The 22,593-nt window shown below is 56.8% G+C and carries 22 protein-coding genes and 1 pseudogene; 12 read left to right on the plus strand and 11 right to left on the minus strand.

All coding sequences use genetic code 11. From position 1 onward, the window contains the following. The first annotated feature begins 2 nt into the window (after nt 1-2). Nucleotides 3-1,091, plus strand: a complete 1,089-nt coding sequence (modC, locus tag GHO42_RS06450; RefSeq protein ID WP_095000178.1) for a molybdenum ABC transporter ATP-binding protein — start codon at nt 3-5, stop codon at nt 1,089-1,091. Here modC and GHO42_RS06455 read toward each other — a convergent pair. Further along, a complete protein-coding gene (locus GHO42_RS06455) occupies nt 1,066-2,364 on the minus strand; it encodes a Wzz/FepE/Etk N-terminal domain-containing protein (protein ID WP_095000177.1) in 1,299 nt (432 codons plus the stop codon). The two genes, modC and GHO42_RS06455, sit on opposite strands and share 26 nt — an antisense overlap. Before the next feature lie 349 nt (nt 2,365-2,713). On the opposite strand from GHO42_RS06455, the gene GHO42_RS06460 reads away from it, so the two are divergent. Further along, nucleotides 2,714-3,649, plus strand: a complete 936-nt coding sequence (locus GHO42_RS06460; protein ID WP_095024650.1) for a LysR family transcriptional regulator — start codon at nt 2,714-2,716, stop codon at nt 3,647-3,649. Here GHO42_RS06460 and surE read toward each other — a convergent pair. After that, entirely contained in the window at nt 3,646-4,422 is a 777-nt protein-coding gene (gene surE, locus GHO42_RS06465; RefSeq protein ID WP_095000175.1) for a 5'/3'-nucleotidase SurE, read from the minus strand. The two genes, GHO42_RS06460 and surE, sit on opposite strands and share 4 nt — an antisense overlap. 81 nt (nt 4,423-4,503) lie before the next feature. Continuing rightward, a complete protein-coding gene (gene hemB / locus GHO42_RS06470) occupies nt 4,504-5,478 on the minus strand; it encodes a porphobilinogen synthase (RefSeq protein WP_095000174.1) in 975 nt (324 codons plus the stop codon). A 250-nt stretch (nt 5,479-5,728) separates the two neighbouring features. On the opposite strand from hemB, the gene GHO42_RS06475 reads away from it, so the two are divergent. The 4 genes from GHO42_RS06475 to GHO42_RS06490 all read left to right on the plus strand — a co-directional run bounded on the left by GHO42_RS06475 (nt 5,729) and on the right by GHO42_RS06490 (nt 9,689). Then, nucleotides 5,729-6,025: a helix-turn-helix transcriptional regulator gene (locus GHO42_RS06475; RefSeq protein ID WP_019822791.1), complete on the plus strand. Its 297-nt coding sequence runs from the start codon at nt 5,729-5,731 to the stop codon at nt 6,023-6,025. Between the two features lie 54 nt (nt 6,026-6,079). Further along, nucleotides 6,080-7,090 (plus strand): NAD(P)-dependent alcohol dehydrogenase, encoded by a 1,011-nt coding sequence (locus tag GHO42_RS06480; RefSeq protein WP_095018544.1) that lies wholly within the window; start codon nt 6,080-6,082, stop codon nt 7,088-7,090. A gap of 80 nt (nt 7,091-7,170) precedes the next feature. After that, nucleotides 7,171-7,644 (plus strand): YbaK/EbsC family protein, encoded by a 474-nt coding sequence (locus GHO42_RS06485; protein WP_095000172.1) that lies wholly within the window; start codon nt 7,171-7,173, stop codon nt 7,642-7,644. Between the two features lie 173 nt (nt 7,645-7,817). Continuing rightward, nucleotides 7,818-9,689 (plus strand): DUF3857 domain-containing transglutaminase family protein, encoded by a 1,872-nt coding sequence (locus tag GHO42_RS06490; protein ID WP_095018543.1) that lies wholly within the window; start codon nt 7,818-7,820, stop codon nt 9,687-9,689. A 61-nt stretch (nt 9,690-9,750) separates the two neighbouring features. Here the strand turns inward: GHO42_RS06490 and pgm are convergent, their stop codons facing one another. Further along, nucleotides 9,751-11,391, minus strand: coding sequence for a phosphoglucomutase (alpha-D-glucose-1,6-bisphosphate-dependent) (pgm, locus tag GHO42_RS06495; RefSeq protein ID WP_095000170.1), 1,641 nt, complete (start codon nt 11,389-11,391; stop codon nt 9,751-9,753). 197 nt (nt 11,392-11,588) lie between these two features. On the opposite strand from pgm, the gene eco reads away from it, so the two are divergent. Beyond that, entirely contained in the window at nt 11,589-12,071 is a 483-nt protein-coding gene (eco, locus tag GHO42_RS06500) for a serine protease inhibitor ecotin (protein ID WP_095000169.1), read from the plus strand. Nucleotides 12,072-12,185: 114 nt separating this feature from the next. Here the strand turns inward: eco and GHO42_RS06505 are convergent, their stop codons facing one another. The 6 genes from GHO42_RS06505 to GHO42_RS06530 all read right to left on the minus strand — a co-directional run bounded on the left by GHO42_RS06505 (nt 12,186) and on the right by GHO42_RS06530 (nt 16,344). Beyond that, entirely contained in the window at nt 12,186-13,283 is a 1,098-nt protein-coding gene (locus GHO42_RS06505) for a PQQ-dependent sugar dehydrogenase (RefSeq protein WP_371926125.1), read from the minus strand. Nucleotides 13,284-13,352: 69 nt separating this feature from the next. Beyond that, the gene (locus tag GHO42_RS06510; protein ID WP_153325958.1) at nt 13,353-13,706 is read right to left on the minus strand and encodes a hypothetical protein; all 354 of its coding nucleotides are present in this window, start codon (nt 13,704-13,706) and stop codon (nt 13,353-13,355) included. 81 nt (nt 13,707-13,787) lie between these two features. Further along, a complete protein-coding gene (locus GHO42_RS06515; protein ID WP_153325957.1) occupies nt 13,788-14,300 on the minus strand; it encodes a hypothetical protein in 513 nt (170 codons plus the stop codon). Nucleotides 14,301-14,492: 192 nt separating this feature from the next. Beyond that, nucleotides 14,493-14,807, minus strand: coding sequence for an acid-activated periplasmic chaperone HdeA (gene hdeA / locus GHO42_RS06520; protein WP_095000165.1), 315 nt, complete (start codon nt 14,805-14,807; stop codon nt 14,493-14,495). Between the two features lie 78 nt (nt 14,808-14,885). Then, nucleotides 14,886-15,926 (minus strand): zinc-dependent alcohol dehydrogenase family protein, encoded by a 1,041-nt coding sequence (locus tag GHO42_RS06525; protein WP_095000164.1) that lies wholly within the window; start codon nt 15,924-15,926, stop codon nt 14,886-14,888. Nucleotides 15,927-16,068: 142 nt separating this feature from the next. Beyond that, nucleotides 16,069-16,344 carry a DUF2798 domain-containing protein gene (locus GHO42_RS06530; protein ID WP_095000163.1) on the minus strand — a complete coding sequence of 92 codons (276 nt, stop codon included), beginning with the start codon at nt 16,342-16,344 and terminating at the stop codon, nt 16,069-16,071. Nucleotides 16,345-16,470: 126 nt separating this feature from the next. Between GHO42_RS06530 and GHO42_RS06535 the strand changes: the two genes are divergently transcribed. The 5 genes and pseudogenes from GHO42_RS06535 to GHO42_RS06545 all read left to right on the plus strand — a co-directional run bounded on the left by GHO42_RS06535 (nt 16,471) and on the right by GHO42_RS06545 (nt 21,503). Beyond that, entirely contained in the window at nt 16,471-17,442 is a 972-nt protein-coding gene (locus GHO42_RS06535) for a LysR family transcriptional regulator (protein ID WP_095000162.1), read from the plus strand. Between the two features lie 178 nt (nt 17,443-17,620). Further along, on the plus strand, nt 17,621-17,788 hold the full coding sequence (locus GHO42_RS25680) for a hypothetical protein (RefSeq protein ID WP_170943691.1): 168 nt from the start codon (nt 17,621-17,623) through the stop codon (nt 17,786-17,788). Between the two features lie 470 nt (nt 17,789-18,258). Continuing rightward, a pseudogene (locus tag GHO42_RS26015) lies at nt 18,259-18,477 on the plus strand (hypothetical protein); the annotation flags it as partial. A 20-nt stretch (nt 18,478-18,497) separates the two neighbouring features. Next, nucleotides 18,498-20,084: an ABC-F family ATPase gene (locus GHO42_RS06540; RefSeq protein ID WP_029611422.1), complete on the plus strand. Its 1,587-nt coding sequence runs from the start codon at nt 18,498-18,500 to the stop codon at nt 20,082-20,084. Nucleotides 20,085-20,315: 231 nt separating this feature from the next. Continuing rightward, on the plus strand, nt 20,316-21,503 hold the full coding sequence (locus tag GHO42_RS06545) for an MFS transporter (protein ID WP_153326075.1): 1,188 nt from the start codon (nt 20,316-20,318) through the stop codon (nt 21,501-21,503). Here the strand turns inward: GHO42_RS06545 and GHO42_RS06550 are convergent. Then, nucleotides 21,500-22,537, minus strand: coding sequence for a dienelactone hydrolase family protein (locus tag GHO42_RS06550; RefSeq protein WP_153325956.1), 1,038 nt, complete (start codon nt 22,535-22,537; stop codon nt 21,500-21,502). The two genes, GHO42_RS06545 and GHO42_RS06550, sit on opposite strands and share 4 nt — an antisense overlap. Between the last annotated feature and the right edge of the window lie 56 nt (nt 22,538-22,593).

Consider the following 22,593-nt stretch of genomic DNA (forward strand, 5'->3'; position numbering starts at 1 on the left):
AGATGACGTCGCAGATCAACCTTCGGTTGCAGCACCGCTACCCCGGTTTTGCTCTCGACCTGGACCTGCAACTGCCGGGCAAGGGGGTCACCGCCCTCTACGGTCACTCCGGCTCGGGCAAGACCACCTGTCTGCGCTGTATCGCCGGTCTCGAACGGGCCAGCCAGGCCTATGTACAGGTCAATGATCACATCTGGCAAGACAGCCAGCGCAATCACTTCGTACCGGTGCACCAGCGGGCGCTGGGCTATATCTTTCAAGAAGCGAGCCTGTTCCCCCACCTGTCGGTGCGGGCCAATCTTGAATTCGGCCTCAAGCGCATTGCCCATCAGGAACGTCGAGTGGATCTTGCCCATGCCACCGAACTACTGGGCATCACCCACCTGTTGACACGGGCGCCGCACAACTTGTCCGGCGGCGAACGCCAGCGGGTCGGTATCGCCCGGGCCTTGCTCACCAGCCCGCAACTGCTGTTGATGGACGAGCCCCTGGCCGCACTGGACAACCAGCGCAAAGGCGAAATACTGCCCTACCTTGAGCGCCTGCACGCCGAACTGGATATCCCCGTGCTCTACGTCAGTCATTCTCTGGACGAAGTTGCGCGCCTGGCCGATCATATTGTGTTGCTCAGCGAGGGTAAGGTACTGGCCAGCGGCCCTGTCAGTGAAACCCTTGCCAGGCTCGACCTGCCACTGGCGCGCGGGAATGATGCCGCAGTGGTGATTGAGGGCCGGGTCAGCGATTACAACCTAAACTACCAGCTGTTGACTCTGCACCTGCCCGGCAGCGCCCAGCAGCTGAGGGTTGCCCATGCCTCAATGGCCATCGGCCAGCCGTTGCGCGTCAAAGTGCAAGCCCGGGATATCAGCCTGACCCTGGCCCCGTCGGAGCACAGCAGCATCCTTAATAGCTTGCATGCAAGGGTGGTCAGCGAAACGGCCGCCGACAACCAGGCTCATGTGCTGATACGCCTGGATGCCGACGGCACTCCCCTGCTCGCCCGGATAACCCGTTACTCCCGGGACCAATTGGGCCTGCACCCCGGGCAATTACTATGGGCGCAGATCAAATCGGTGGCTGTTCTGGCCTGATGCCTTGCTTGCGCCGCTGGAGCAGGAAGCGCACGGTCGCAATCGTCAGCCCCGCCAACAGGCCCAGAACCAGTGCCAGAGCGACTATCAGGGCCTTTTTCGGCTTGATCGGATCAGTCGGCATCTGTGCCTTGCGATCAATACTGACCAACCCAAGCTGGCTCATATCCGTATTCAGGCGGCCAAGGCGCACGGCTTCGGCACGCAAGGGCTCGATGTCATTGAGGAATACATCCTCATTTGAGCGTTTACCAAGCATTTCGACCTGGCGATTGACCTCAAGCAATTGAATCTTTTTGCGGATCTGCGAGATACGGTTATCGGTAAAATCGTCCGTGGTTCGCTTGAGCAAGGCTGCACGCTCGGCCTCCAAGGCCTGGGACCCCATAAAGTACAAGGGGATACTTTGCGAAGTGATTTCGGTGCGCACCAGCCTGGCCGATGAGCCCTGCGCCGCATCAGCCATCGCCGACGGTGTGGTCGGACGGGTAATACCCAGGGATTTGGCAATGGCGATAGCTTCGTCAAGCTGCTGTATGCGCGCTTCCCGCTCGATTTTCAGCTGCAGGCGCAAGGCCTTCAGCTCATCCTCCAACTGCGCCTTTTGGAGGCTGTCAGTTTCAAGGAATGTGGCAATTTTTTCTTCTTTATCAGATGTATAGCTTGAGCGTGCGGCATTTATCTGGGCGTCCAGCTCTCTGAGACGGTTACCAATAATAACCTTGAGGTCGGCACTGATTTGCTCGCGCTGCTTGGTGATCGCGTAGTCAACAAAACCATTGAGAATCGCAACCCCATCAAGGGAGGCCGGGTATGTTAGCTCCAGCTTGAGATAAGGATTATCTGAACTGGCCTTATTGGGCGCAGGCTGAACCAGATTGAATGCATCCCGGTTAAACACTTCGAAGCTTTGCTCCAGACTTCTGCCAGGTTGTACCAAAGGTTTGAACAAGTCCTGGTGGTCGCGAAAAAAACTCAACCGGTTTTCATAAGACTCAAGTGCCAGGCCAACTTTAAGCAAGGCATCAGCAGCAGGCAGGGTATAAACCTGGGAGCGGTTAAGGGCATCAAGCTCATTGATAGCTGCAGGGCGCAGCAGGCTGCTGGTTTGATAGACCTGTTGCGCAAACGACACATAGCCAAGTGCCATCAATCCGGCAATGACTACGGTGCCGCCAATCAGTTTTTTTTGTCGCCAAAAAGAATGGATCAAGTCAAAAAAATCGATCTCAGCGTCGACTTTACGTCCTTGTGGGTACTGATGAATAGTCAAATGAATGCACCTTGTAAATAAAGCTTAGTCAAGCTGGCTACTGAGGGCGTATCGATCACATGATGACGCAATGTGTTTGACAGGCAATTCCTAGAAAAATTCGCATCTTTATAAATCAAGCACATAGAACAACAAAAGCAAGTAATTAGAAAATGATATCCAACATCTTTATTAAAAATAGGATGCACCCTAGTTTCTAATGAGAATTGCCTCACAAAAAATAAAGGCAAAATAACAATGTGTCTGTGCCGTTTTCATCGAATCTCCACGCCAGGACGGCACAGCTTCCTGGACTGTGTAATTATTGCCGCCACAAGAAAGCACGCTTACGTGTGGGGTAATAATCAGAATGGATATTTTTCAGGCGATGCGGGTGTTTGTCCGCGTAGTCGAAACCGGCAGCTTTACCGCTGCGGCGCAGGCTCTGGGTTATTCAACGGCGCAAACCTCACGGTTGCTGTCAGAGCTTGAGTCCTCGCTGCAAGCACGGTTGCTGCAGCGCAGCACACGGCGCCTGGCCTTGACCGAGGTGGGTGCGCGTTACCTGGAACGCTGCCGGTTGATACTGAGCGAGATTGAAGATGCAAATGCTGAAGCAGCGGGGGCGCACTTGATCCCCCGTGGCCATTTGCGTGTGCAATCAACTACAGGCCTGGGGATCCAGCTACTGGCACCGCTGGTAGCCCGTTACACGGAGCTGTATCCGCAAGTCCATGTCGATCTCACACTGTCACAACGCCAGCCCGATCTGCTTGAGGAGGGCCATGATCTGGTGATTACCCTGTCGGCCCACCTGCCGGACTCGGAATTGATCGGCCAACCGCTGGGCAGCATTTTCAGTGTCATCAGTGCTGCGCCTTCCTACCTCGAGGGTCGGAACATCCCGAAGGTTCCTGAGGATCTGCACCAACACCGCTGCCTGCATCTGGTTGACCCATTGTTTACCGACAGCTGGACCTTTCGTGATGATGAGGGCGAGCAAGTCATCCGCCCCGGTAACGTATTTCAGGTCAACGTGGCCGAGGCCATGGCGAAGGCCGCCGAGGCCGGGCTTGGAATCTGCCTGCTGCCTGATTATGTGGCGGTGGGTTCTTACCAGCGCGGCTCACTGGTGCGCCTGCTGCCGCATTATCGGCTGCATGAAAAAAACATCTATGCACTCTACCCTTCCCGGCGATTTCTGGATGCCAAGGTCAAGACCTGGGTCGAGTTTTTGAAAGAGGAGATACCCAAAGTGCTTGAAAGACACCAGGCCATCGTCGATGACCCGGCGCACTGGGCTTAGACGACTTGAACCGCCGTACGCAGATGCTCGCGCAAGGCGATGGCGGTGCGATCAAACTCCAGTGGTGTCACTGAAATACCACCCTGGGTGACCACGCGGGTTTCGGTATCCAGCGCTTCCGGGTGCTGGTGGCGAGTGATGCTGAGCCAGTAATACTTGGCTTCGCGAAAGTCGGTACGCTCGATGGCTTCCACCCCGTCCATGCGACCGGCGCCCTGGCGGGTGATCTGGATCGGGCCGGCCTCATCGGCAGGCACGTCAGGGAAGTTGATGTTCAGGCACGCCGACTGCTCCCAGCCCTTGCCCAATAGTTGCCGGATAACACCAGGGGCCAGTGCACGGGCCGTTTCCCAGCGTACCGAGCTGCGGCGGGTAAAGTACTGGCTCAAGGCGATGGATGGAACGCCCATCAACAAGCCCGTCATGGCAGCACCCACGGTTCCTGAAAACAGGGTTTCAACCCCAAGGTTGGCACCTTTGTTGATGCCGGAGAGCAACAGCTGCGGGGGTTTATCCAACAACTGCTGCAAGGCCATCGCGACACAGTCTGCCGGTGTTCCTGAAACCGAAAAACGCCGCTCGCCACGTTTTGTGACGCGCAAGGGGTGGTGAATACTGATTGCCGTGGATATACCGCTCTGGTCATGGTCAGGCGCCACGACCCACACTTCGTCCGCCAACTCACGGGCCACCGCTTCCAGCACTGCAAGGCCTGGAGCGTCGATCCCGTCGTCGTTGGTGATCAAGATTCGTTCGAGTCGAGCGTCTGGCATGAGGGGGCTCCTTGTGTGGGATGAAGCAGCTGCAAGCTATCAGATAAAACTAGCTTGATGCTTGCAGCTTGCAACTATCCCTTAAATTCCCTGCAGGGCCAGATCCATCGCGAAATAAGTCAGGATCATGTCGGCACCGGCACGCTTGATCGACCCAAGGCTCTCGCGAACGACGCGGGCCTCGTCGATGGCCCCGGCCTGGGCGCCAAACTTGATCATCGCGTATTCGCCGCTCACCTGGTAAGCCGCCAATGGCAGATGCGAGGCCTGGCGGATATCGCGAATAATGTCCAGATAGGCACCGGCAGGCTTGACCATCAGCACATCTGCGCCTTCCTGCTCGTCCAGCAATGACTCACGGATTGCTTCACGGCGGTTCATCGGGTTCATCTGATAAGACTTGCGGTCGCCCTTGAGCGCGCTGCCCCCAGCTTCACGGAACGGGCCATAGAGGGCCGAGGCAAACTTGGTGGAGTACGCCATGATCGAGGTGTCGGTAAACCCTGCACCGTCCAGGGCGCTGCGGATGGCCTGCACCTGGCCGTCCATGGCCGCTGATGGCGAGATAAAGTCGGCACCGGCCGCTGCGGCGGCAACTGCCTGCTTGCCCAGGTTGATCAGGGTCGCGTCATTGTCGACGCCGTGGTCATGCATCACGCCGCAATGGCCGTGGGAGGTGTATTCACAAAAGCAGGTGTCGCTCATCACCACCATGTCCGGCGCGGCATCCTTGCTGATACGCACCATGCGCGACACCAGGCCATCTTCACGCATGGCATCGCTGCCGGTTGCGTCCAGATGATGGGAAACACCGAACAGCATCACCGACTTGATACCCGCACGGGCGTAACGCTCGATTTCACCGGCCAGTTTTGACTCGGGAATACGCATTACACCGGGCATGCTGGTGATCGGCACAAAATCGTCGATTTCTTCTTCGACAAAAATCGGCAGCACCAGATCATTCAGGCTGAATTCGGTTTCCTGAAACATGTCGCGAAGGGTCTGGGAGCGGCGCAGGCGGCGCGGACGTACAGCGGGGAACTGGTTAGGCATCATGGTTCCTGATGGGCAGATTCAAAAAACAGACGAGCCTTGGCTCAATGGCGCAACAAATACAGGATTGATCCTGCAATTGCAAAACATCCGCCCGGCCTGCGGCCGGTGGTCGCGGGGTGTTTCTTGAGGGAAATGCCGGGGCTGACAGCTACACCTCATTACCTGTATCGCGAGCAAGCCCGCGCACAGGCCAGGGCAATCGGTCATATGCTTGAACATTTCGTTAAAAAGCGTAACATTGCCGACCATGATACTCGAACAGCTCAAAGCCCTGGGCAATGACACTCGCATGCAAATGATGGAGTGGCTCAAAGACCCGCTCAGCAATTTCCCGCCTCAGGATCACGGTGATCCTGCCATCGGCGTGTGCGTGACCCATCTGCAGCACAAGGCCGGGTTGTCGCCTTCTACTGCTTCGGCGCATTTGGCTATCTTGCAGCGCGCCGGCTTCGTCCTGACCACCCGCATCGGCAAGTGGACCTACTACCGACGCAATGAACAGGCGATCGATGACTTTGCGGCTAGGCTGAAAATCGAGTTGTAATTTTTAATTATACATTTCGTTATTTCGCGCAATGTAAAAATATGAGGAAGCCCCATGAGCACCAAAGCAATTTTCGTCCAACCTGGCGGCGGTTATGACAATGTAGTGGTTGGCAGCAGTGAAGCGCGCGCCCCCGGAAACGGCGAAATCACTGTACGTTTGCACGCCAACTCACTGAACTACCATGATTTTGCTGTCGTAAGCGGCATGTGGGGTCCGAGCGAAAATCGCATCCCCATGGCCGATGGCGCAGGCGAAGTAATTGCCGTTGGCGCCGATGTCAGCGAATTCAAGGTGGGAGATTCGGTGGTCAGCACCTTCTTCCCGGACTGGATCGACGGCACCCCTCTGGTTGAAGGTTTTGTTACCGTACCCGGTGATGGCATCGACGGTTATGCCCGCGAGCAGGTAACCGCCAAAGCCACGTCCTTCACCCTGGCACCCACCCGCTGGAGCCATGCCGAAGCGTCAACCCTGACTACAGCCGGCCTGACCGCATGGCGCGCATTGATGGCCGACGATTCGCTCAAGCCGGGCGACACGGTATTGGTGCAAGGCACCGGCGGTGTTTCGATTTTCGCCCTGCAGTTCGCCAAGATGGCCGGTGCAACGGTCATTGCCACCTCCTCCAGCGATGAAAAACTGGAGCGCCTCAAAGCGCTGGGCGCAGACCACGTGATCAACTACCGCAAGGACACCCACTGGGGTGAAACCGCCCTGGCCCTCACCGGCGGGCGCGGTGTTGACCACATTATTGAAGTCGGCGGCCCTGCGACACTTGAACAGTCGATGATTGCCATCCGTGTGGCCGGGCATATCTCGATCATCGGCATCCTCAGCGGCGTTAGCGGCGCAATGAACTTTGTCCCGATGCTGGTCAAGCAAGCCCGCCTGCAAGGCGTGCTGGTCGGTAGCCGCAGCCAGCAGCAAGACATGATTCGCGCCATCAATGCCAACGGCATGCGCCCTGTAATAGATCGCCACTTCCCCCTGACGGACATTGTCGAGGCTTTCAAGTACCAGGAAACCAACCAGCATTTCGGCAAGATCATTCTGGACATCTAACCGCGACATCGCCGATGGCGCATTGACAGTGCGTCATCGGCTTCTCTAGATTCAGGCTTTTGCCCAGAGAGCCGAGTCTGATGAGCCTTGAATCCGTACGCGCATTTTTTCACGCCAACGCCCCTGACCTGCACATTATCGAATTGGCCACCAGCACCGCGACGGTCGCTCTGGCGGCCGAGGCCCATGGGGTGGAACCTGGTCAAATCGCCAAAACCCTGGCCTTTCGCGTCGGCGAACGCAACGTTCTGCTGGTGGCCCGCGGCGATGCACGTATCGATAACAAAAAAATCAAGGATGCCCTGGGCAGCAAAGCCAAAATGCTCGATGCCGAAACCGTCGTTGCCTTGACCAGCCATCCGGTGGGGGGTGTTTGCCCATTCGGCTTGGCCACCGATCTTGCCGTGTACTGCGATATTTCCCTGCAAAGCTTTAGCGAAGTCATGCCTGCAGCCGGGGCCACGCATACGGCGGTGAAAATTTGCCCGACACGCATGGCGGATCTGGTTAACGCGCAATGGGTCGATGTGTGTCAGCCCCTACCTGCCGCCTGAATTCCAGGAAAAGGCTCTGGAACGGGCATCTGCGCGAGGTTGATTGTCTGACAATGTAGAAAATACAGTTGCGATCGATTATCATCCGCTGTTCGCGCAGCATCCTGCAACCGTCTATCAACATAACTAAAACGTCGCAGGGTGCTGTTTCAAGGGAACGACCTGAGGCGCTCATGCACCGCTTTACTTTCAGCAAATCATTGATTTGCGCAACACTGGGGATCGTCAGCCTGCCGTCTTACGCGGCATTGCAACCGGCGTCAGAGGCTGCTCTGGCTGGCGAAACAGCAAAAAACTGCCATTTCAACAAAGACACCAGCACCGACTGCACTACCACGTACCGCTATACCATCCTGACCAACAATGGCCGCGAGATGCTGTCGCGCATCGACTTCAGCTTCCCCGAAACGGATCGGCTGGAGATCATTGACGCCCAGTCGACACAACCCGGTGGCAAACCGGTCGCGCTGGCCCCCTCGCAAATCGATACGCGCATGGCCCCCAACCCCGACCAGGGTTTTCAGCGAGCGCGGCAAACATCGATCGCTTTCCCCAACCTGCGCATCGGCACCCGTATCATGTACACCGTGCGTGAACATACGGTGGCGAAACCGCTGATGGAGCACTTCCACTACCCGATGATGTTCGGCCCTGCCCCCGTGCGCTCGGATGCCTTCAAAAGCACGTTCACCGCTGAGCAGCCGATGGTCTGGCGCAGTGAGTTGATGGAGGACTTTACCTTCAACCCCTCTTCCGACAACAAGACCCTGGTGATCGAGCAGCAAAAACCGCGCTTCGTGAATTACATCAACGAAGCCGGCAACGCCTATATCCGCCAGATCCCACGGGTTGAAATCGCCAGTTCCAGCCAGGTGCAGGATCACTTCGGCAACCTCGCCGCGCGGTATCAGCAAATCCTCGGCGCCAGCCTGCCTGCGGGCGCCGCCAAGGTTGTTTCGGGCCTCAAGGGTTTGCCTGCCGCCGGGCGAGTGTCAGGCGTGATGCAGTACATCCACGAGCAATACCGTTATATGGGTGACTGGCGCGCCACAGATCGTGGCTATGTACCCTTTACCTTGAGCGAGATCGAAGAGCGCGGTTACGGCGATTGCAAAGACCTGTCAGTATTGCTGACTGCGATGTTGAAGGCCAGCGACATAAACGCGCAAACCGCCTGGGTCAGCCGTGGCAGCAACCCGCTTGGCCTGTTGCTGCCTGGCACAGGCGCAGCCAATCACGCCATCGTCAAGGCTCAAGTCAACGGCCAGGTCTGGTGGCTGGACCCTACCAACCCGGTGTTTATGCCGGGGCGCAGCATGCCCGATATCCAGAATCGCTGGGCACTGGTCATCGATGCCGAAGGCAAGGTGTACCAGGATCATATTCCGGAAGAACAGCCGAGCCTGAGCATGGGCGTGAAGAAGTTCGAACACTTCAATCGTGATGGCCAGGCCCGCACCACGGCTGAAGTACAGATGGGGCAAATGACGCTGATGCAGCTCAGCTACGCCGACACAGACTCCGGGGTTAGTGCCACCGACCTGAACCTGTGCAACCATTTCGGCAAGGAAATCGGCGACTGCAAGATCAGTCGCGAGAAAACCGGCTTTGTCGTACCCGAGCGTTACAAGGTGCAGGCCACGCTGACCAACCTTCGGCCACTGGAAAACCTCTCCGGGCAGCAGGTATACAAACCCGCCTTTGCGAGCGAGCGCTGGGACAGCCTGATGAACTATCGCCGCACCGGTCAGCTGGCGGATTTGTACATGGCCGATCCGGAGACAGTCACCTACGACATCACCCTGTCAGGGGCCGAGGTTGGCAAGGAGATCAAGACCTGCAAGGTGAACTCGCCGTGGTTTGATATGGAGCTGAGCAGCAAGCGCAGCAAGGAGGAGTACCGTTACCTGTACTCCATGACGCAAAAGCACAGCTGGTTGAGCCATGACGAAATCATGAGCGCGCCATTCGAAGCAATGCTCCAGCAAGCCCGTGCCTGCAACGAAAACATGCAGCAAGTGGTGCAACTGGTCACCCGCAGCTGAGTGCTTTGCGCTGAGCCACAAAAAAGCCCGACCCCATTGCGGGGTCGGGCTTTTTATTGGCTTAGGCGATGGCGGTATCGACCAGTACCTGCGCTTCCTCAACCAGACGGCTGAGGTGCTCGTCGCCGATAAAGCTCTCGGCGTAGATCTTGTAGATATCTTCAGTGCCCGAAGGGCGTGCAGCAAACCAGCCGTTTTCAGTCATGACCTTGAGCCCGCCGATGGCCTGATTGTTGCCCGGTGCATGGCTGAGGATTTGAGTGATCGGCTCACCTGCCAGCGTGGTCGACTTGACCTGCCCGGGCGACAGCTTGCCCAACAGCGCTTTTTGCTGCGGGGTGGCCTTGGCATCGACACGGGTGGAGAATGGCTGGCCCAGCTCTTCGGTCATTTTCTGGTACAGCTGGGAAGGGTCGCGACCGGTACGCGCCGTCATTTCAGCAGCCAGCAACGACGGAATCAGGCCGTCCTTGTCGGTCGACCAGACGCTGCCGTCCAGACGCAAGAACGAGGCGCCGGCACTTTCTTCGCCGCCAAACCCCAGCGAGCCTTCAAACAGACCATCGGCAAACCACTTGAAGCCTACCGGCACTTCATACAGGCGACGATCCAGACGCGCGGCTACCCGGTCAATCAAGCCGCTGCTAACCACGGTTTTGCCCACGGCGGCATCGGCGCGCCATTGCGGCCGGTTGCGGAACAGGTAGTCGATGGACACAGCCAGGTAGTTGTTCGGGGCCAAAAGACCGCCCGATGGCGTAACAATGCCGTGACGGTCGTGATCCGGGTCACAGGCAAACGCCACGTCAAAGCGTTCTTTCAGGCCGATCAGGCCCTGCATGGCGTAGCTGGAAGACGGGTCCATGCGGATCCGGCCATCCCAGTCCACGCACATAAAGCGGAACGTCGGGTCGACCGAGGTGTTCACCACGTCCAGATCAAGGCCGTAGTGTTCGCCGATCGCCGACCAGTAGCGCACACCTGCGCCACCCAGCGGATCTACGCCCAGGCGCAGATTGGCGCCGCGCAGGGTGTCCATGTCGATCACGTTTTTCAGATCGGCAACATAGGTATTCAAGTAATCATGACGATGGGTAGTGCTGGCTTTAAGGGCCTGCTCGTAGCTGATGCGCTTGACCCCGGCCAGCCGGGCCGCGAGCAGTTCATTGGCCTTGGCTTCAATCCACTTGGTGACATCGGTATCAGCCGGGCCGCCATTGGGCGGGTTGTACTTGAAACCGCCGCTTTCTGGCGGGTTGTGTGAAGGCGTAATCACCACGCCATCAGCCAGCCCGCTGGTGCGGCCACGGTTGTAGCAAATGATTGCGTGGGAAATCGCTGGCGTCGGGGTGTATTCGTCGTCAGCGGCTATCATGGTTTCGACGCCATTGGCGGCAAATACTTCCAGAGCACTGGCGCCGGCAGGGGTAGACAGCGCATGGGTGTCGATACCGACAAACAGCGGCCCGTTGATTCCCTTCATTTGACGATACAGGCAAATGGCCTGGCTGATAGCAAGTACATGCCACTCATTGAAGCTCAGTTCAAATGAACTGCCGCGGTGCCCTGAAGTACCAAAGGCGACACGCTGGGTCGTAATGGCTGCATCGGGTTGACCGGTGTAATAAGCGGTCACCAGTCGCGGAATATCGACCAGCAACTGAGCCGGGGCCGGCTTGCCCGCAAGAGGACTGAGTGTCATGCAAAACCTCGGTAAATTAATGATTCGCAGGAAAAAAAGCAGTTTACTGGCTGTTCGACCCTGGTGCGAAGTAATCTATCCGTACCCGGTGGCCGAACGGGCACTTTAATCGACTGTTAGTTGTCTGAAGTTGATCCCGGGCAGGTTGTTTAATTCAACTGTAGGTATATTTTTAGCTCTGAAATAAGGAAAGCACCATGAAATCACTGGTGATCAGCGCAGCCGTATTACTGTCTTTGAGTACGCTGTGCAGCGTGGCCAACGCCGCCAAACTGGAAGATGTCGCTCCCTATCCAAAAGCCGAAGCAGGCTTTAGCCGTCAGGTCATTCATTTGCCAAAGCAAAAGAACGAAGACGACTACAAGGTACAGATCATCGCGGGCAAGACCCTGCAGGTTGACTGCAACCAGCAGCGTCTTGGCGGTAAGCTGGAAGAAAAAACCCTCAAGGGTTGGGGCTACCCGATGTATCGCCTGAACAAGGTCAGCGGGCCCATGAGCACAATGATGGCCTGCCCTGAAGGCAAGGCGCATCCCGAATTCGTGCCGGTGGTCGGTGAAGGCTTTATGCTGCGTTACAACAGCAAACTGCCGATCGTGGTGTATGTGCCCAAGGATATTGAAGTGCGCTACCGTATCTGGTCGGCCTCCAAGCAGATCAAGCAGGCTGTGAGCGAGTAAGCGCTTTTATTTTTCATTGTGAGAGCTGGCTTGCCTGCGATGCAGACGACGCGGCTGAACGGTCAGACCGCGTTGATGCCATCGCGGGCAAGCCCGCTCCCACATTGATGAGTGTTATTGCAACCCCACGCGATACAGCACGCCGTCATCCTCATCGGTCAATACATATAAATAGCCATCAGGGCCTTGGCGCACATCGCGGATACGGGCATTGAGATCGCCGAGTATGCGCTCTTCATGCACCACCTTGTCACCGCTCAGTTGCAGGCGTATCAGGTCCTTGTCTGCCAGGGCGCCAATAAACAGACTGTGCTGCCAGGGTTTGAAGCGATCTGAATCATAAAAAGCCATGCCGCTAATACCCGGGGATTTTTCCCATATGTGGTGCGGAACCACAGTGCCTTCGACGATTTTGCCCTGAGCTTCTGGAATCGGCTTGGAAGAGTAGTCAATCCCGTGGGTTGCCAGCGGCCAACCGTAGTTTTTACCGCGCTCGATCAGGTTGATTTCATCGCCCCCCTTTGGCCCGTGTTCGTGGGTCCACAGGGTCCCGGTCCAGGGATTCAGCGCCGCGCCTTGCTGATTGCGATGGCCGTATGACCAGATTTCCGGCCTTACCCCCTGCTGCCCTGTGAAAGGGTTGTCCTTGGGCACACGCCCATCAGGGTAAATGCGCGCAATCTTGCCTTGCAGCTTGTCCAGATCCTGTGAGGTCGGACGCTGGTTGTTTTCCCCAAGGGCGATAAACAAGTAGCCATCGCGATCGAACACCAGCCGTGAGCCGAAGTGGTTACCGGTAGAGAGCTTCGGTTGCTGGCGAAAGATCACTTCAAAATTGCTCAATCGGGTCAAATCATCCGACAAGCGCCCACGGCCCACCGTGGTACCGGCCTTGCCGTCTGCACCACCTTCGGCGTACGACAGATACACCAACCGGTCTTCACCGAAGCTGGGCGATAACACCACATCGAGCAGGCCACCCTGCCCCTTGGCCCACACTTGCGGCACACCTGAAAGCGGTGCGGACAATTTACCGTCAGGGCTCACAACTCGCAGATTGCCCGCCCGCTCGGTAATCAGCATGCCTTGCCTGTCGGGCAAAAAGGCCAGTGCCCAGGGATGATCGAGCCCTTCGACCACCGGCGTGACGGTAACGGCCCCGGACTCGGAAACAAACGTATTCTGCCCATCGGCATGGGCCGTGAACGCCATACCGAGCAGCGAAGTGGCACACATTGTGGCCAGCAGGGTTTTTCTCAACATCAACTATTCCTTGTTCGTTTAAGGTTTGTCCCGCGGCTGCAATGAGGGTGCGGTCGGCTTGATTGTCGGTGGCACTGGCGGGTTACGCGGGTAACCATTGCCTATTTTGCCGCTATCAATGCCCTGGGGTTGCACCGCAGGCGCAATACCCTGGCCACTTGCCCCCGGCACGGAAGCACCGGTGCCCTGACGGCTGTTGGGGTTGATACGGCGGATGGGGTTGTTAACCGGCGGGGTGTTGGTGATCGGGATGTTTTGCGCCAGCTGCTGATACTGAGCCCGCAAAGGTTCTGAAAGGGGTTGCGCCTGTAGCTGGGTGGCGAGTACACCCCCCAGCAGCAGGAATGCAAAACTGGTTCTGAACGTGTTCATCACGCCCTCCGTTTTTGATCGACCTTGAACCTTTGAGGGCCCTGCGCGTAACAGGTTCGATTGCAAGGTGTACAAAACGTGTCAGCTATCGGTTTCAGGGCCGATCACAATCACCGTCGAGTCTCTGGCTTGCGCCAGCAATGCCTCGCGGCAAACCTGATAACAATCTTCGATATGGCCATTGCCCACCAGTTTCATCACACCAAAACTGATGGTTGCCGCCACGGCCTGCCCCACAAAAGGGACAAAGCGAACCACGGATTTGGTCGCAATTTTGGTGCCCATCTTGCGGACCAGGGACATGACCAGCGTACGGCTGATGAATTTGCCGATCACTTCACTGCCAATACCACTGACAGCCACCACGATCAGACGCTTGGAACGTGAGTCCATCTGTTCGATCTGATGTGGGGTAAGGCCGAACTTGCTGTTGATGGCCGGCAGCATTTCAACCAGCAACGCGACATCCGTACCGATATCAAGCCCCGGGATGGGGATCGCAGCCGCACCTGCCGAGACGGCCGAACGCTTGGTGACCATGGAACGGCACTCGTCACGAATACGGTCAAGCTCGGCTAATGACTTGATTAACATAGGGTTCCCCGACAGATAGAGATAAAAAAAGCCTAGTCTACTACGCCCTTTTGACCAGTAAGGCAGGCCTGTCTTTATGTAGAGGGGTTACAGCGCAGGAAATTCACAACGGCGAGGAGGTTATTGGCCGCATACGGGCCAGGATTGCACCGCAGAGGCCTGTACTCGCGTGAAGTACAGGCCGGGTTTGGGTTAAACGTCTTTTTTGACTTTTGCCCACTCAGCCTTGAGCTTGGAGACGAAGGATTCTTTAGGGGTTTCCTTGCAGGCCGTCACCACCAAAGGAGTGATTTTGGCGATACCGTCTACATCCAGCACCGCATCTTCAACTTTGCCCTGTTTGTTGATGGCTTCGCCCAGGCCAACGGCGGTCGGCTGGAAGCTCTCATCCACGGCCAGGAAATCCGCGCACGTCCATTTTGCGACGGGTTGTTTGGTTTCAGCTTGTGCAAGTGTGGAAAGTGCCGCCAAACCCACAACGCCAACTAACAAAATGTGCTTTTTCATATGCCAATATCCCTATTATCAACGATTAAGTAACATTAGTTCTGCCGCAAACAACATAGTAGTGGATGGTGTATCTGTCTATTGTTGCGACAGAATCACCTTCATTGCCTTCTCCTTGGCTGCGTTCCCGAACACCTCGTAAGCCTGGAGGATGTCTGTGAGCGCAAAGCGGTGCGTAATCAGCTTGCCCGCATCGATTTTTCCGGACTGCACGGTTTTCAGGAGCAGAGGGGTGGTATTGGTATTGACCAGCCCGGTTGAAATGGTGACGTTCTGGATCCACAATTTTTCAAGGTGCAACTCGACACTTTTGCCATGTACGCCCACGTTGGCGATGCTGCCGCCCGGGGCTATCACTGATTGGCAGGTGTCAAACGAGGCAGGAATACCCACCGCTTCAATCGCAACATCCACCCCGACGCCATGGGTCAGCTCAAAAATACGTTCAACCGCGTTTTGCGTATTGATATCGATGATATCCGTGGCCCCAAAACGCTTGGCGACCTCAAGCCGGTTTGTATCACCATCCACCATGATCAATTGGGCCGGCGAGTAAAATTGCGCGGTCAACAGCGCTGCCATACCAACCGGCCCTGCCCCCACGATCACTACACTGTCGCCGGGCTTGACCTTGCCCGCGAGCACGCCAATTTCAAAACCGGTGGGCAAGATGTCACTGAGCATCACCAGGGCTTCTTCATCCGCCCCGGCGGGAACCGGGTACAGACTGTTATCTGCGTGGGGAATGCGTACTTTTTCGGCCTGGGTTCCGTTAATCAAGTGCCCCAGAATCCAGCCGCCATCCGCACAGTGGGAATACATCTGACGTCGACAATTGGCGCAGCTGCCACACGAGGTGATGCAGGATATCAATACATGATCGCCGGGCTTGAAATTGCGCACGGCCGAGCCGACCGCTTCAACCACCCCCACACCTTCATGCCCCAAAACCGTGCCGCGGGTCACTTCGGGAACATCGCCTTTGAGAATGTGCAGGTCGGTGCCGCAAATGGTGGTGTGCAGGATGCGCACAATGGCATCGGTCGGCTTGTCGATGACCGGATCGGGGATCTCGGCCCAGGCTTTTTCGCCGGGCCCCTGGTAGGTGAGCGCTTTCATGATGGCCTTCCTTTACCTGATCAAAAATCATCCGTGGCTGCCACTCAGGTACCCCTGTCTGGCAGCCGCCAAAATCACTGATGCAGTTAAGCAGCCTTTTTCTGCTGCGCCCTTGCCACAGGTCACAAAAAGGGTTTTCGGACTAACGGTGCGGGTGCACGGTAAATGACACCAGCTTCACTACAATGGGCCGCACCACCAGGATGCACAGGAACGCAACCGGCATTGCCAGCTGATAAGCATGCAGCGCATTGCTCAGGTAATCTTCCTCAATGCCGGAGTTGGCTGCGGTGATTACCAACGACATCAGAAAGGCCATGATCGTCGACATGTAGAAAGCAAAGACATAAGGCGTAGCCCGCGCGGAGAGCTTCATGCGCTTCGACGAAAGTACGGCGCTGGATGTTTTGGAGGTCATAAAAGGCCTTTTTTGAGCATGTAATAAAGAGATGACGCACCTTAGCAAGATCAAAAACGGTCAACTAGACGTTCTAGAGCACTTACTTTATAAAGAAAATCTTACGAATAACCTGTAGAGCCCCTCATGAATCTGCTCGCGGCGATTGCCAGCTTTATTAAAGTGGTCGAAACGGGGTCCATCGTGGGCGCGGCAAAAAATCTGGGGCTCAGTGCCGCCGCCGTCAGCCAGACCATCAACCGCCTGGAGGAGCACCTTGGCGCTCGGTTGCTGCACCGCACCACGCGCAGTATGGCGCTGACAGAAAGCGGTGCGTTGTACTACGCAAGAGTCAGACGCGTCGCTGCAGACCTTGAGTCTGCACAAATGGCCATCAGCGCTGGCGAGACAGAACTGCAAGGGCGTTTGTGCATTGCATCGACCTCCGCGTTCGGCCGCCATGTACTGGCTCCCTTGATTGCCGGTTTTGCGGCACGCCACCCGCGCCTGCGCCTTGAACTGTGCACCACTGACGGCAAAATAAACCATATCCAGGACGGCATTGACCTGAGCCTGCGGATCAAGCCGCAGCTGGAAGAAGGCATTGTTGCGCGAAAGATCGCTTCAGTACCTTTTGTGGTGTGCGCCTCCCCTGCCTATCTGGAGCGGGCCGGTATCCCGCGCAGCCCTGAAGATCTTCAGAGGCATGCCTGCCTGGCCTTTCGCTACCCGCTTGACGGGCGCTTGTTGCGCTGGGGGTTTTTCCGCGAGGGGGAGCATTACTATGTAGCGCTGAACTTCACGGCTATCAGTGACGATATCGACGCACTGACCCAAATGGCCATTTACGGTGCCGGGATTGCCCGCCTGGCAGAGTTCGTGGCTGCCCCCCATGTCGATTCAGGCCGGCTGATTGCACTGCTCAAACACAGTCACGACTCGAGCCAGTCCTGCGTCGAGCCACTGGATATTTATGCCTGCGTACAGGATCGCTCTGCCCTGACGGCCAAGGTCAAAGCGTTCATGGATTATTTGACGGAGAACCTGGACAAGAGATGGCTTAGTGCCACCACCCCAATAACAACCGCCAACTTGCACTCACTTTCAGCTGCGCACTAAAAAAGTGCAAAACTCGTTTAGATGACCATCTAAATTTAATACATTCGAAACAATTTAGTGCAGCTAAAACTTGAGCATGGCGACATTCCTTGCCAGAAAAACACCCTCATACGGAGTAGTCCATTTATCCAAAAGTGCTGATACACTCAAAATATAAAATCTTTCAAGGATGAATAAGATGAGTACTGCAACTAAGCGCGGCTGGAAATGGGCTTATCGCAAGATGCGCGACCTGCACTGCACGCGGCCTTCGGCCTTCTACCGAGCGACCTTGTACGTACTGCGCGGCGATACGGGGACCTTTATGTGTGAACTCACCCGTAAAAAAATCCGCATCAGCCGCTGATGCTGCCCACTTTATAAACTTGCAGCATTGCTTACTAACACTGCAATTCAGGGCGTGGCTTTTAAATTGTTCATCCCTACAAATCAAAGGCATTGATTGTCTCTTTGAATGATTGACCTCTGCACGAACTTCGCCCGACTACCGGGGCTTGCAGTTCCAAGGTGTGCATAAAGCACCCTATGAGTGACGCTGCCCACCATGATTGAAAATGGGCCTTTCGCAAGATGCGCCGCTCATTCACATCGGCTTTCTACAGGGCAACCCTGTAGGCCATACGCGGAAATACCGGCAGATTGGCCTGCAAAAAAACCCTATGCAAATTCGTATTTGCCGCTGACGGCTTCTCATAGCCTCCATTAAAAGCAGGCTTCTCACGGGCACGGCGAAATCCTTGGGCCGCTTGCGCTTCAAAGAGAGGTACCTGTCATACCAAACCAGGGTTTTGTGCAGTCAGCCAGCAAACACACTGAATCAGATGCCCGGTGCCATACAACTGTAGCCATACCTATGAGACAATACGCTCAATGTCCGGTTTGAATCCCGCCTTCATTTCCCAGCAGCTTGGCCATAGCGTCCAAATGTTGCTGTCAACGTATGCGCATTGGTTCGACTCAAGCTCAGATTGGAGCGAGCTGGAAAAGCTCCAAATTGGTCCCATATGGGTACCGGCTGAAACCAGCGAACTCTAAGCTATTGATAGGTAAAGTAATTGATCTCCACAGCAAATATCACGATGCAGTTCGGCGCAAAGCCGCTATTCGAGAACGTTTCAGTAAAATTTGGCGCCGGTAACCGCTACGGCCTGATCGGTGCCAACGGTTGCGGCAAGTCCACCTTCATGAAGATCCTCGGTGATGACCTTGAGCCGTCCGGCGGCCAGGTCATGCTGGAGCCGAACGTGCGTCTGGGTAAATTGCGCCAGGACCAGTTCGCCTACGAAGAATTCACCGTGATCGATACCGTGATCATGGGTCACGAAGAGCTGTGGAAGGTCAAGGCCGAGCGCGATCGCATTTATTCGCTGCCGGAAATGACTGAAGAAGACGGCATGGCCGTAGCCGAACTCGAAACCGAGTTCGCTGAAATGGACGGTTACACCGCCGAATCCCGTGCCGGCGAGCTGTTGCTGGGCCTGGGTATCGGTATCGAGCAGCATTTCGGCCCGATGAGCGAAGTGTCGCCAGGCTGGAAACTGCGCGTATTGCTGGCTCAGGCGCTGTTCTCCGATCCTGAAGTACTGCTGCTCGACGAACCCACCAACCACCTGGATATCAACACCATCCGCTGGCTGGAAAACATTCTGACCCAGCGCAACAGCCTGATGATCATCATCTCCCACGACCGTCACTTCCTGAACAGCGTGTGCACCCACATGGCTGACCTGGACTACGGCGAGTTGCGTCTGTTCCCGGGCAACTATGACGAGTACATGACCGTCGCGACCCAGTCGCGCGAGCAACTGCTGTCGGAAAACGCCAAGAAGAAAGCGCAGATCAACGAACTGCAAGCGTTCGTCAGCCGCTTCTCGGCCAACGCCTCGAAATCCAAGCAGGCCAGCTCCCGCGCCAAGGCAATCGACAAGATCACCCTGGCCGAGGTCAAGCCTTCGAGCCGTGTCAGCCCGTTCATTCGCTTCGAGCAGAACAAGAAGCTGCACCGTCAGGCTGTGATTGTCGAGCAAATGGCCAAAGGCTTTGATGGCAAGACTCTGTTCAAGGACTTCAGCTTCACCGTTGAAGCCGGCGAGCGCGTTGCGATCATTGGCCCGAACGGTATTGGCAAAACCACCCTGCTGCGCACCCTGGTCAACGAACTGACCCCGGATGCCGGTACGGTGAAGTGGACTGAAGCCGCCGAACTGGGCTACTACGCCCAGGATCACGCTCACGATTTCGAAGACGACATGACCCTGTTCGACTGGATGGGCCAATGGACCCAGGGCGAACAAATGGTGCGCGGTACTTTGGGCCGCATGCTGTTTTCCAACGATGACATCCTCAAGTCGGTCAAGGTTATTTCCGGTGGTGAGCAAGGTCGCATGCTGTTCGGCAAGTTGATCCTGCAAAAGGCCAACGTGCTGGTCATGGACGAACCGACCAACCACTTGGACATGGAATCCATCGAGGCGCTGAACCTGGCACTCGAGAACTATCCGGGCACCCTGGTGTTCGTCAGCCATGACCGTGAGTTCGTATCCTCCCTGGCCACTCGTATTATCGAGCTGAGCCCAAGCGGCGTGATCGACTTCAGCGGCACCTACGATGACTACCTGCGCAGCCAGGGCGTTACGTTCTGATTCAGGCACTGCCTGATCAGCTATAACGAAAACCCCGTCCTGGTGATGGGGTTTTTCGTTTCTGGCCTTTAGCCACTCGCGTGAGGCCTGATACAGCGCAGCGCCTTTATCGCGAGCAAGCCCGCTCCCACAGGCTGTGTGCGTGGGCCAATATTACCGTTAGCCTGCTTTCTTTTATCCCGGGGCCGCGCCATCATGTCGGTTACCGATCGCCAGCCGGACTCCCCGCTAATGCCCGCGCAACACCCTTCCCCTGCAAGCTCCCTGTCGATCACCCTGCAGATCCTGTCGATCGTGTTCTACACCTTTATTGCCTTTATCTGTATTGGCTTGCCGATAGCCGTTTTGCCGAGCTATGTGCATGACCAACTGGGCTTCAGTGCGATCGTCGCAGGGCTGGCCATTGCGTCGCAGTATCTGGCCACCCTGCTGAGCCGCCCCTCAGCCGGGCGACTGGTCGACAGCATCGGCACCAAGCCCGCCATCGTGTATGGCTTGACCGGCATCGCCATCAGCGGCGTGCTCACGTCCCTGGCCGTAGCGCTGCAAGACTGGCCACTGCTGAGCCTGGGCGTTTTGATTGTCGGCCGGGTATTTCTCGGCATTGCCCAGGGCCTGATCGGTGTCGGCACCATCACCTGGGGCATTGCCCAGGTGGGATCTCAACATACCGCCAGGGCTATCGGCTGGAATGGCATTGCGTCCTATGGCGCGATCGCCATTGGCGCGCCTCTGGGCGTGGTGATGGTCGACCGGCTGGGCTTTGCCATGCTGGGTGTAACCCTGTTGCTGCTGGCGCTGGCAGCCTTGGGGCTGATTCGCAAAAAACCGGCAATCCCGGCGGTCGCTGGCGTGCGCCTGCCTTTTTGGTCAGTGTTTGGCCTGATTGCTCCCTATGGCATCAGCCTGACCCTGGCCTCTATTGGCTATGGCACGCTGACCACCTTTATCACCCTGTTTTATATTGACCAGGGCTGGGACGGGGCTGCGTATTGCCTGTCAGTATTTGGTGTGTGTTTTATCCTGGGCCGCCTGATCTTTACCAACAGCATCAGCCGCTTTGGTGGCTACAACGTGGCGATTGCCTGCATGAGCATCGAAACGCTGGGGCTGGTCATGCTGTGGCTGGCACCCAGCACCGCATTTGCCCTGGCAGGGGCAGGGTTGACCGGCTTTGGCTTGTCCCTGGTGTACCCGGCCCTGGGTGTCGAAGCGGTCAAGCAAGTGCCTGTTGCCAGCCGCGGCGCCGGGTTAAGTGCCTATGCCGTGTTTTTTGACCTGGCACTGGCCATCGCGGGGCCGATCATGGGGGTTATTGCGCTGAACATGGGGTACCCGTGGATATTCTTCAGTGCAGCGGTGATGTGCTGCATGGGGTTGATACTGAGCTTGAGCCTGTCGCGACGGCCGCGCATTTAGTTAAAATGCTCGGCAGTGCGCAAACCGGCCCGGGTGTGGGCTTGCAGCGTCTTGCCGAAAAACCGCCCGGCCTCGTCAAACAGGTCGCGATGGATATTCTCCCGATCGACCCCTTGTGCATCCGTGCATAAACCGGGCATGGCCGCCATTTGCTCATCATTGCATGGGGCCATAAACACAAAGTGCCCGGCACCCGGTATCACCTTGAACTCAGGCTCCACCGGCAGCTTGCGGGCCAGCGCGTCAGCATTTTTGTCGGGGAATACCAGCCTGTCGTTTTCGCCGCTGTACAGCAGTACGGGCACATGCACATCAGCCAGGGTCTGGCGACCAAACATCAGGCTTAATGGCGCCATCAGCAGCAGTGCGTGTACGCGAGGGTCGGCAGCAGGCTCAAGGTCATCGCGATCGGCGATCAGCTCCCCCTTTGTGGTGCAGGCATCACGGTCTTCAGGGCGTTCCTGGCAGTAGCGGCGCAGGCGATCCAGGTCGGGCTGGGCGCCTGCCAGGATCAGCGCGGTTTCGCCGCCGGCCGAATAGCCGATCACCCCCACCTGGTCGTCATGCACATAGGGTGAAAGCTCAGGGTCGGCCAGGGTTGCGCTGATGGCCGCCGATATCTGCATTGGCCGTCCATAAAGGTTGCTCAAGGTGCCCAGGCGACTGTGATCCTTGTAGTTGTCGCCGGGGTGCAGCACCGCTACCACCACGAAGCCCTTGCGCGCCAGCGAAGTGGCCAGGTCATGCAACGCCAGTGGCGTGCCGGTGTTTCCATGGGACAGCATCAGCAGCGGATAACGGCCCATGGCGATTTTCGCGTCTTCGGTGGCTTGCACTTCGTAGCTGCCCATCTTGCTGACGCCTTCGGGATCCGTGGAAGGATAAAAGGCAATGGCGCGCATGGGCTGATCGTCCAGCGGATCGAGAAAGCTCAGGCGATGAAAACCCACGCTCCAGTGGTATCCGGGCTCAGCTTGCACCATGACAGGGCAACCTGCGATCAACAACACCAGTACCGCACACAGACGCATCATGGAGGCTCACCTTCAACGGTGCATTGCTCGACAGCATCACACTCTGCACAACCCGG

The organism is Pseudomonas sp. FSL R10-0056 (genome assembly GCF_009600105.1).
Taxonomy (GTDB): Bacteria; Pseudomonadota; Gammaproteobacteria; order Pseudomonadales; family Pseudomonadaceae; genus Aquipseudomonas; species Aquipseudomonas bubulae.

Coding starts and splice junctions, on each gene's coding strand:
- modC (WP_095000178.1), top strand. CDS start 3: ATGACGTCGCAGATCAACCTTCGGTTGCAGCACCGCTACCCCGGTTTT.
- GHO42_RS06460 (WP_095024650.1), top strand. CDS start 2,714: ATGGATATTTTTCAGGCGATGCGGGTGTTTGTCCGCGTAGTCGAAACC.
- surE (WP_095000175.1), bottom strand. CDS start 4,422: ATGCCAGACGCTCGACTCGAACGAATCTTGATCACCAACGACGACGGG.
- hemB (WP_095000174.1), bottom strand. CDS start 5,478: ATGCCTAACCAGTTCCCCGCTGTACGTCCGCGCCGCCTGCGCCGCTCC.
- GHO42_RS06475 (WP_019822791.1), top strand. CDS start 5,729: ATGATACTCGAACAGCTCAAAGCCCTGGGCAATGACACTCGCATGCAA.
- GHO42_RS06480 (WP_095018544.1), top strand. CDS start 6,080: ATGAGCACCAAAGCAATTTTCGTCCAACCTGGCGGCGGTTATGACAAT.
- GHO42_RS06485 (WP_095000172.1), top strand. CDS start 7,171: ATGAGCCTTGAATCCGTACGCGCATTTTTTCACGCCAACGCCCCTGAC.
- GHO42_RS06490 (WP_095018543.1), top strand. CDS start 7,818: ATGCACCGCTTTACTTTCAGCAAATCATTGATTTGCGCAACACTGGGG.
- pgm (WP_095000170.1), bottom strand. CDS start 11,391: ATGACACTCAGTCCTCTTGCGGGCAAGCCGGCCCCGGCTCAGTTGCTG.
- eco (WP_095000169.1), top strand. CDS start 11,589: ATGAAATCACTGGTGATCAGCGCAGCCGTATTACTGTCTTTGAGTACG.
- GHO42_RS06505 (WP_371926125.1), bottom strand. CDS start 13,283: ATGGCGTTCACGGCCCATGCCGATGGGCAGAATACGTTTGTTTCCGAG.
- GHO42_RS06510 (WP_153325958.1), bottom strand. CDS start 13,706: ATGAACACGTTCAGAACCAGTTTTGCATTCCTGCTGCTGGGGGGTGTA.
- GHO42_RS06515 (WP_153325957.1), bottom strand. CDS start 14,300: ATGTTAATCAAGTCATTAGCCGAGCTTGACCGTATTCGTGACGAGTGC.
- hdeA (WP_095000165.1), bottom strand. CDS start 14,807: ATGAAAAAGCACATTTTGTTAGTTGGCGTTGTGGGTTTGGCGGCACTT.
- GHO42_RS06525 (WP_095000164.1), bottom strand. CDS start 15,926: ATGAAAGCGCTCACCTACCAGGGGCCCGGCGAAAAAGCCTGGGCCGAG.
- GHO42_RS06530 (WP_095000163.1), bottom strand. CDS start 16,344: ATGACCTCCAAAACATCCAGCGCCGTACTTTCGTCGAAGCGCATGAAG.
- GHO42_RS06535 (WP_095000162.1), top strand. CDS start 16,471: ATGAATCTGCTCGCGGCGATTGCCAGCTTTATTAAAGTGGTCGAAACG.
- GHO42_RS25680 (WP_170943691.1), top strand. CDS start 17,621: ATGAGTACTGCAACTAAGCGCGGCTGGAAATGGGCTTATCGCAAGATG.
- GHO42_RS06545 (WP_153326075.1), top strand. CDS start 20,316: ATGCCCGCGCAACACCCTTCCCCTGCAAGCTCCCTGTCGATCACCCTG.
- GHO42_RS06550 (WP_153325956.1), bottom strand. CDS start 22,537: ATGATGCGTCTGTGTGCGGTACTGGTGTTGTTGATCGCAGGTTGCCCT.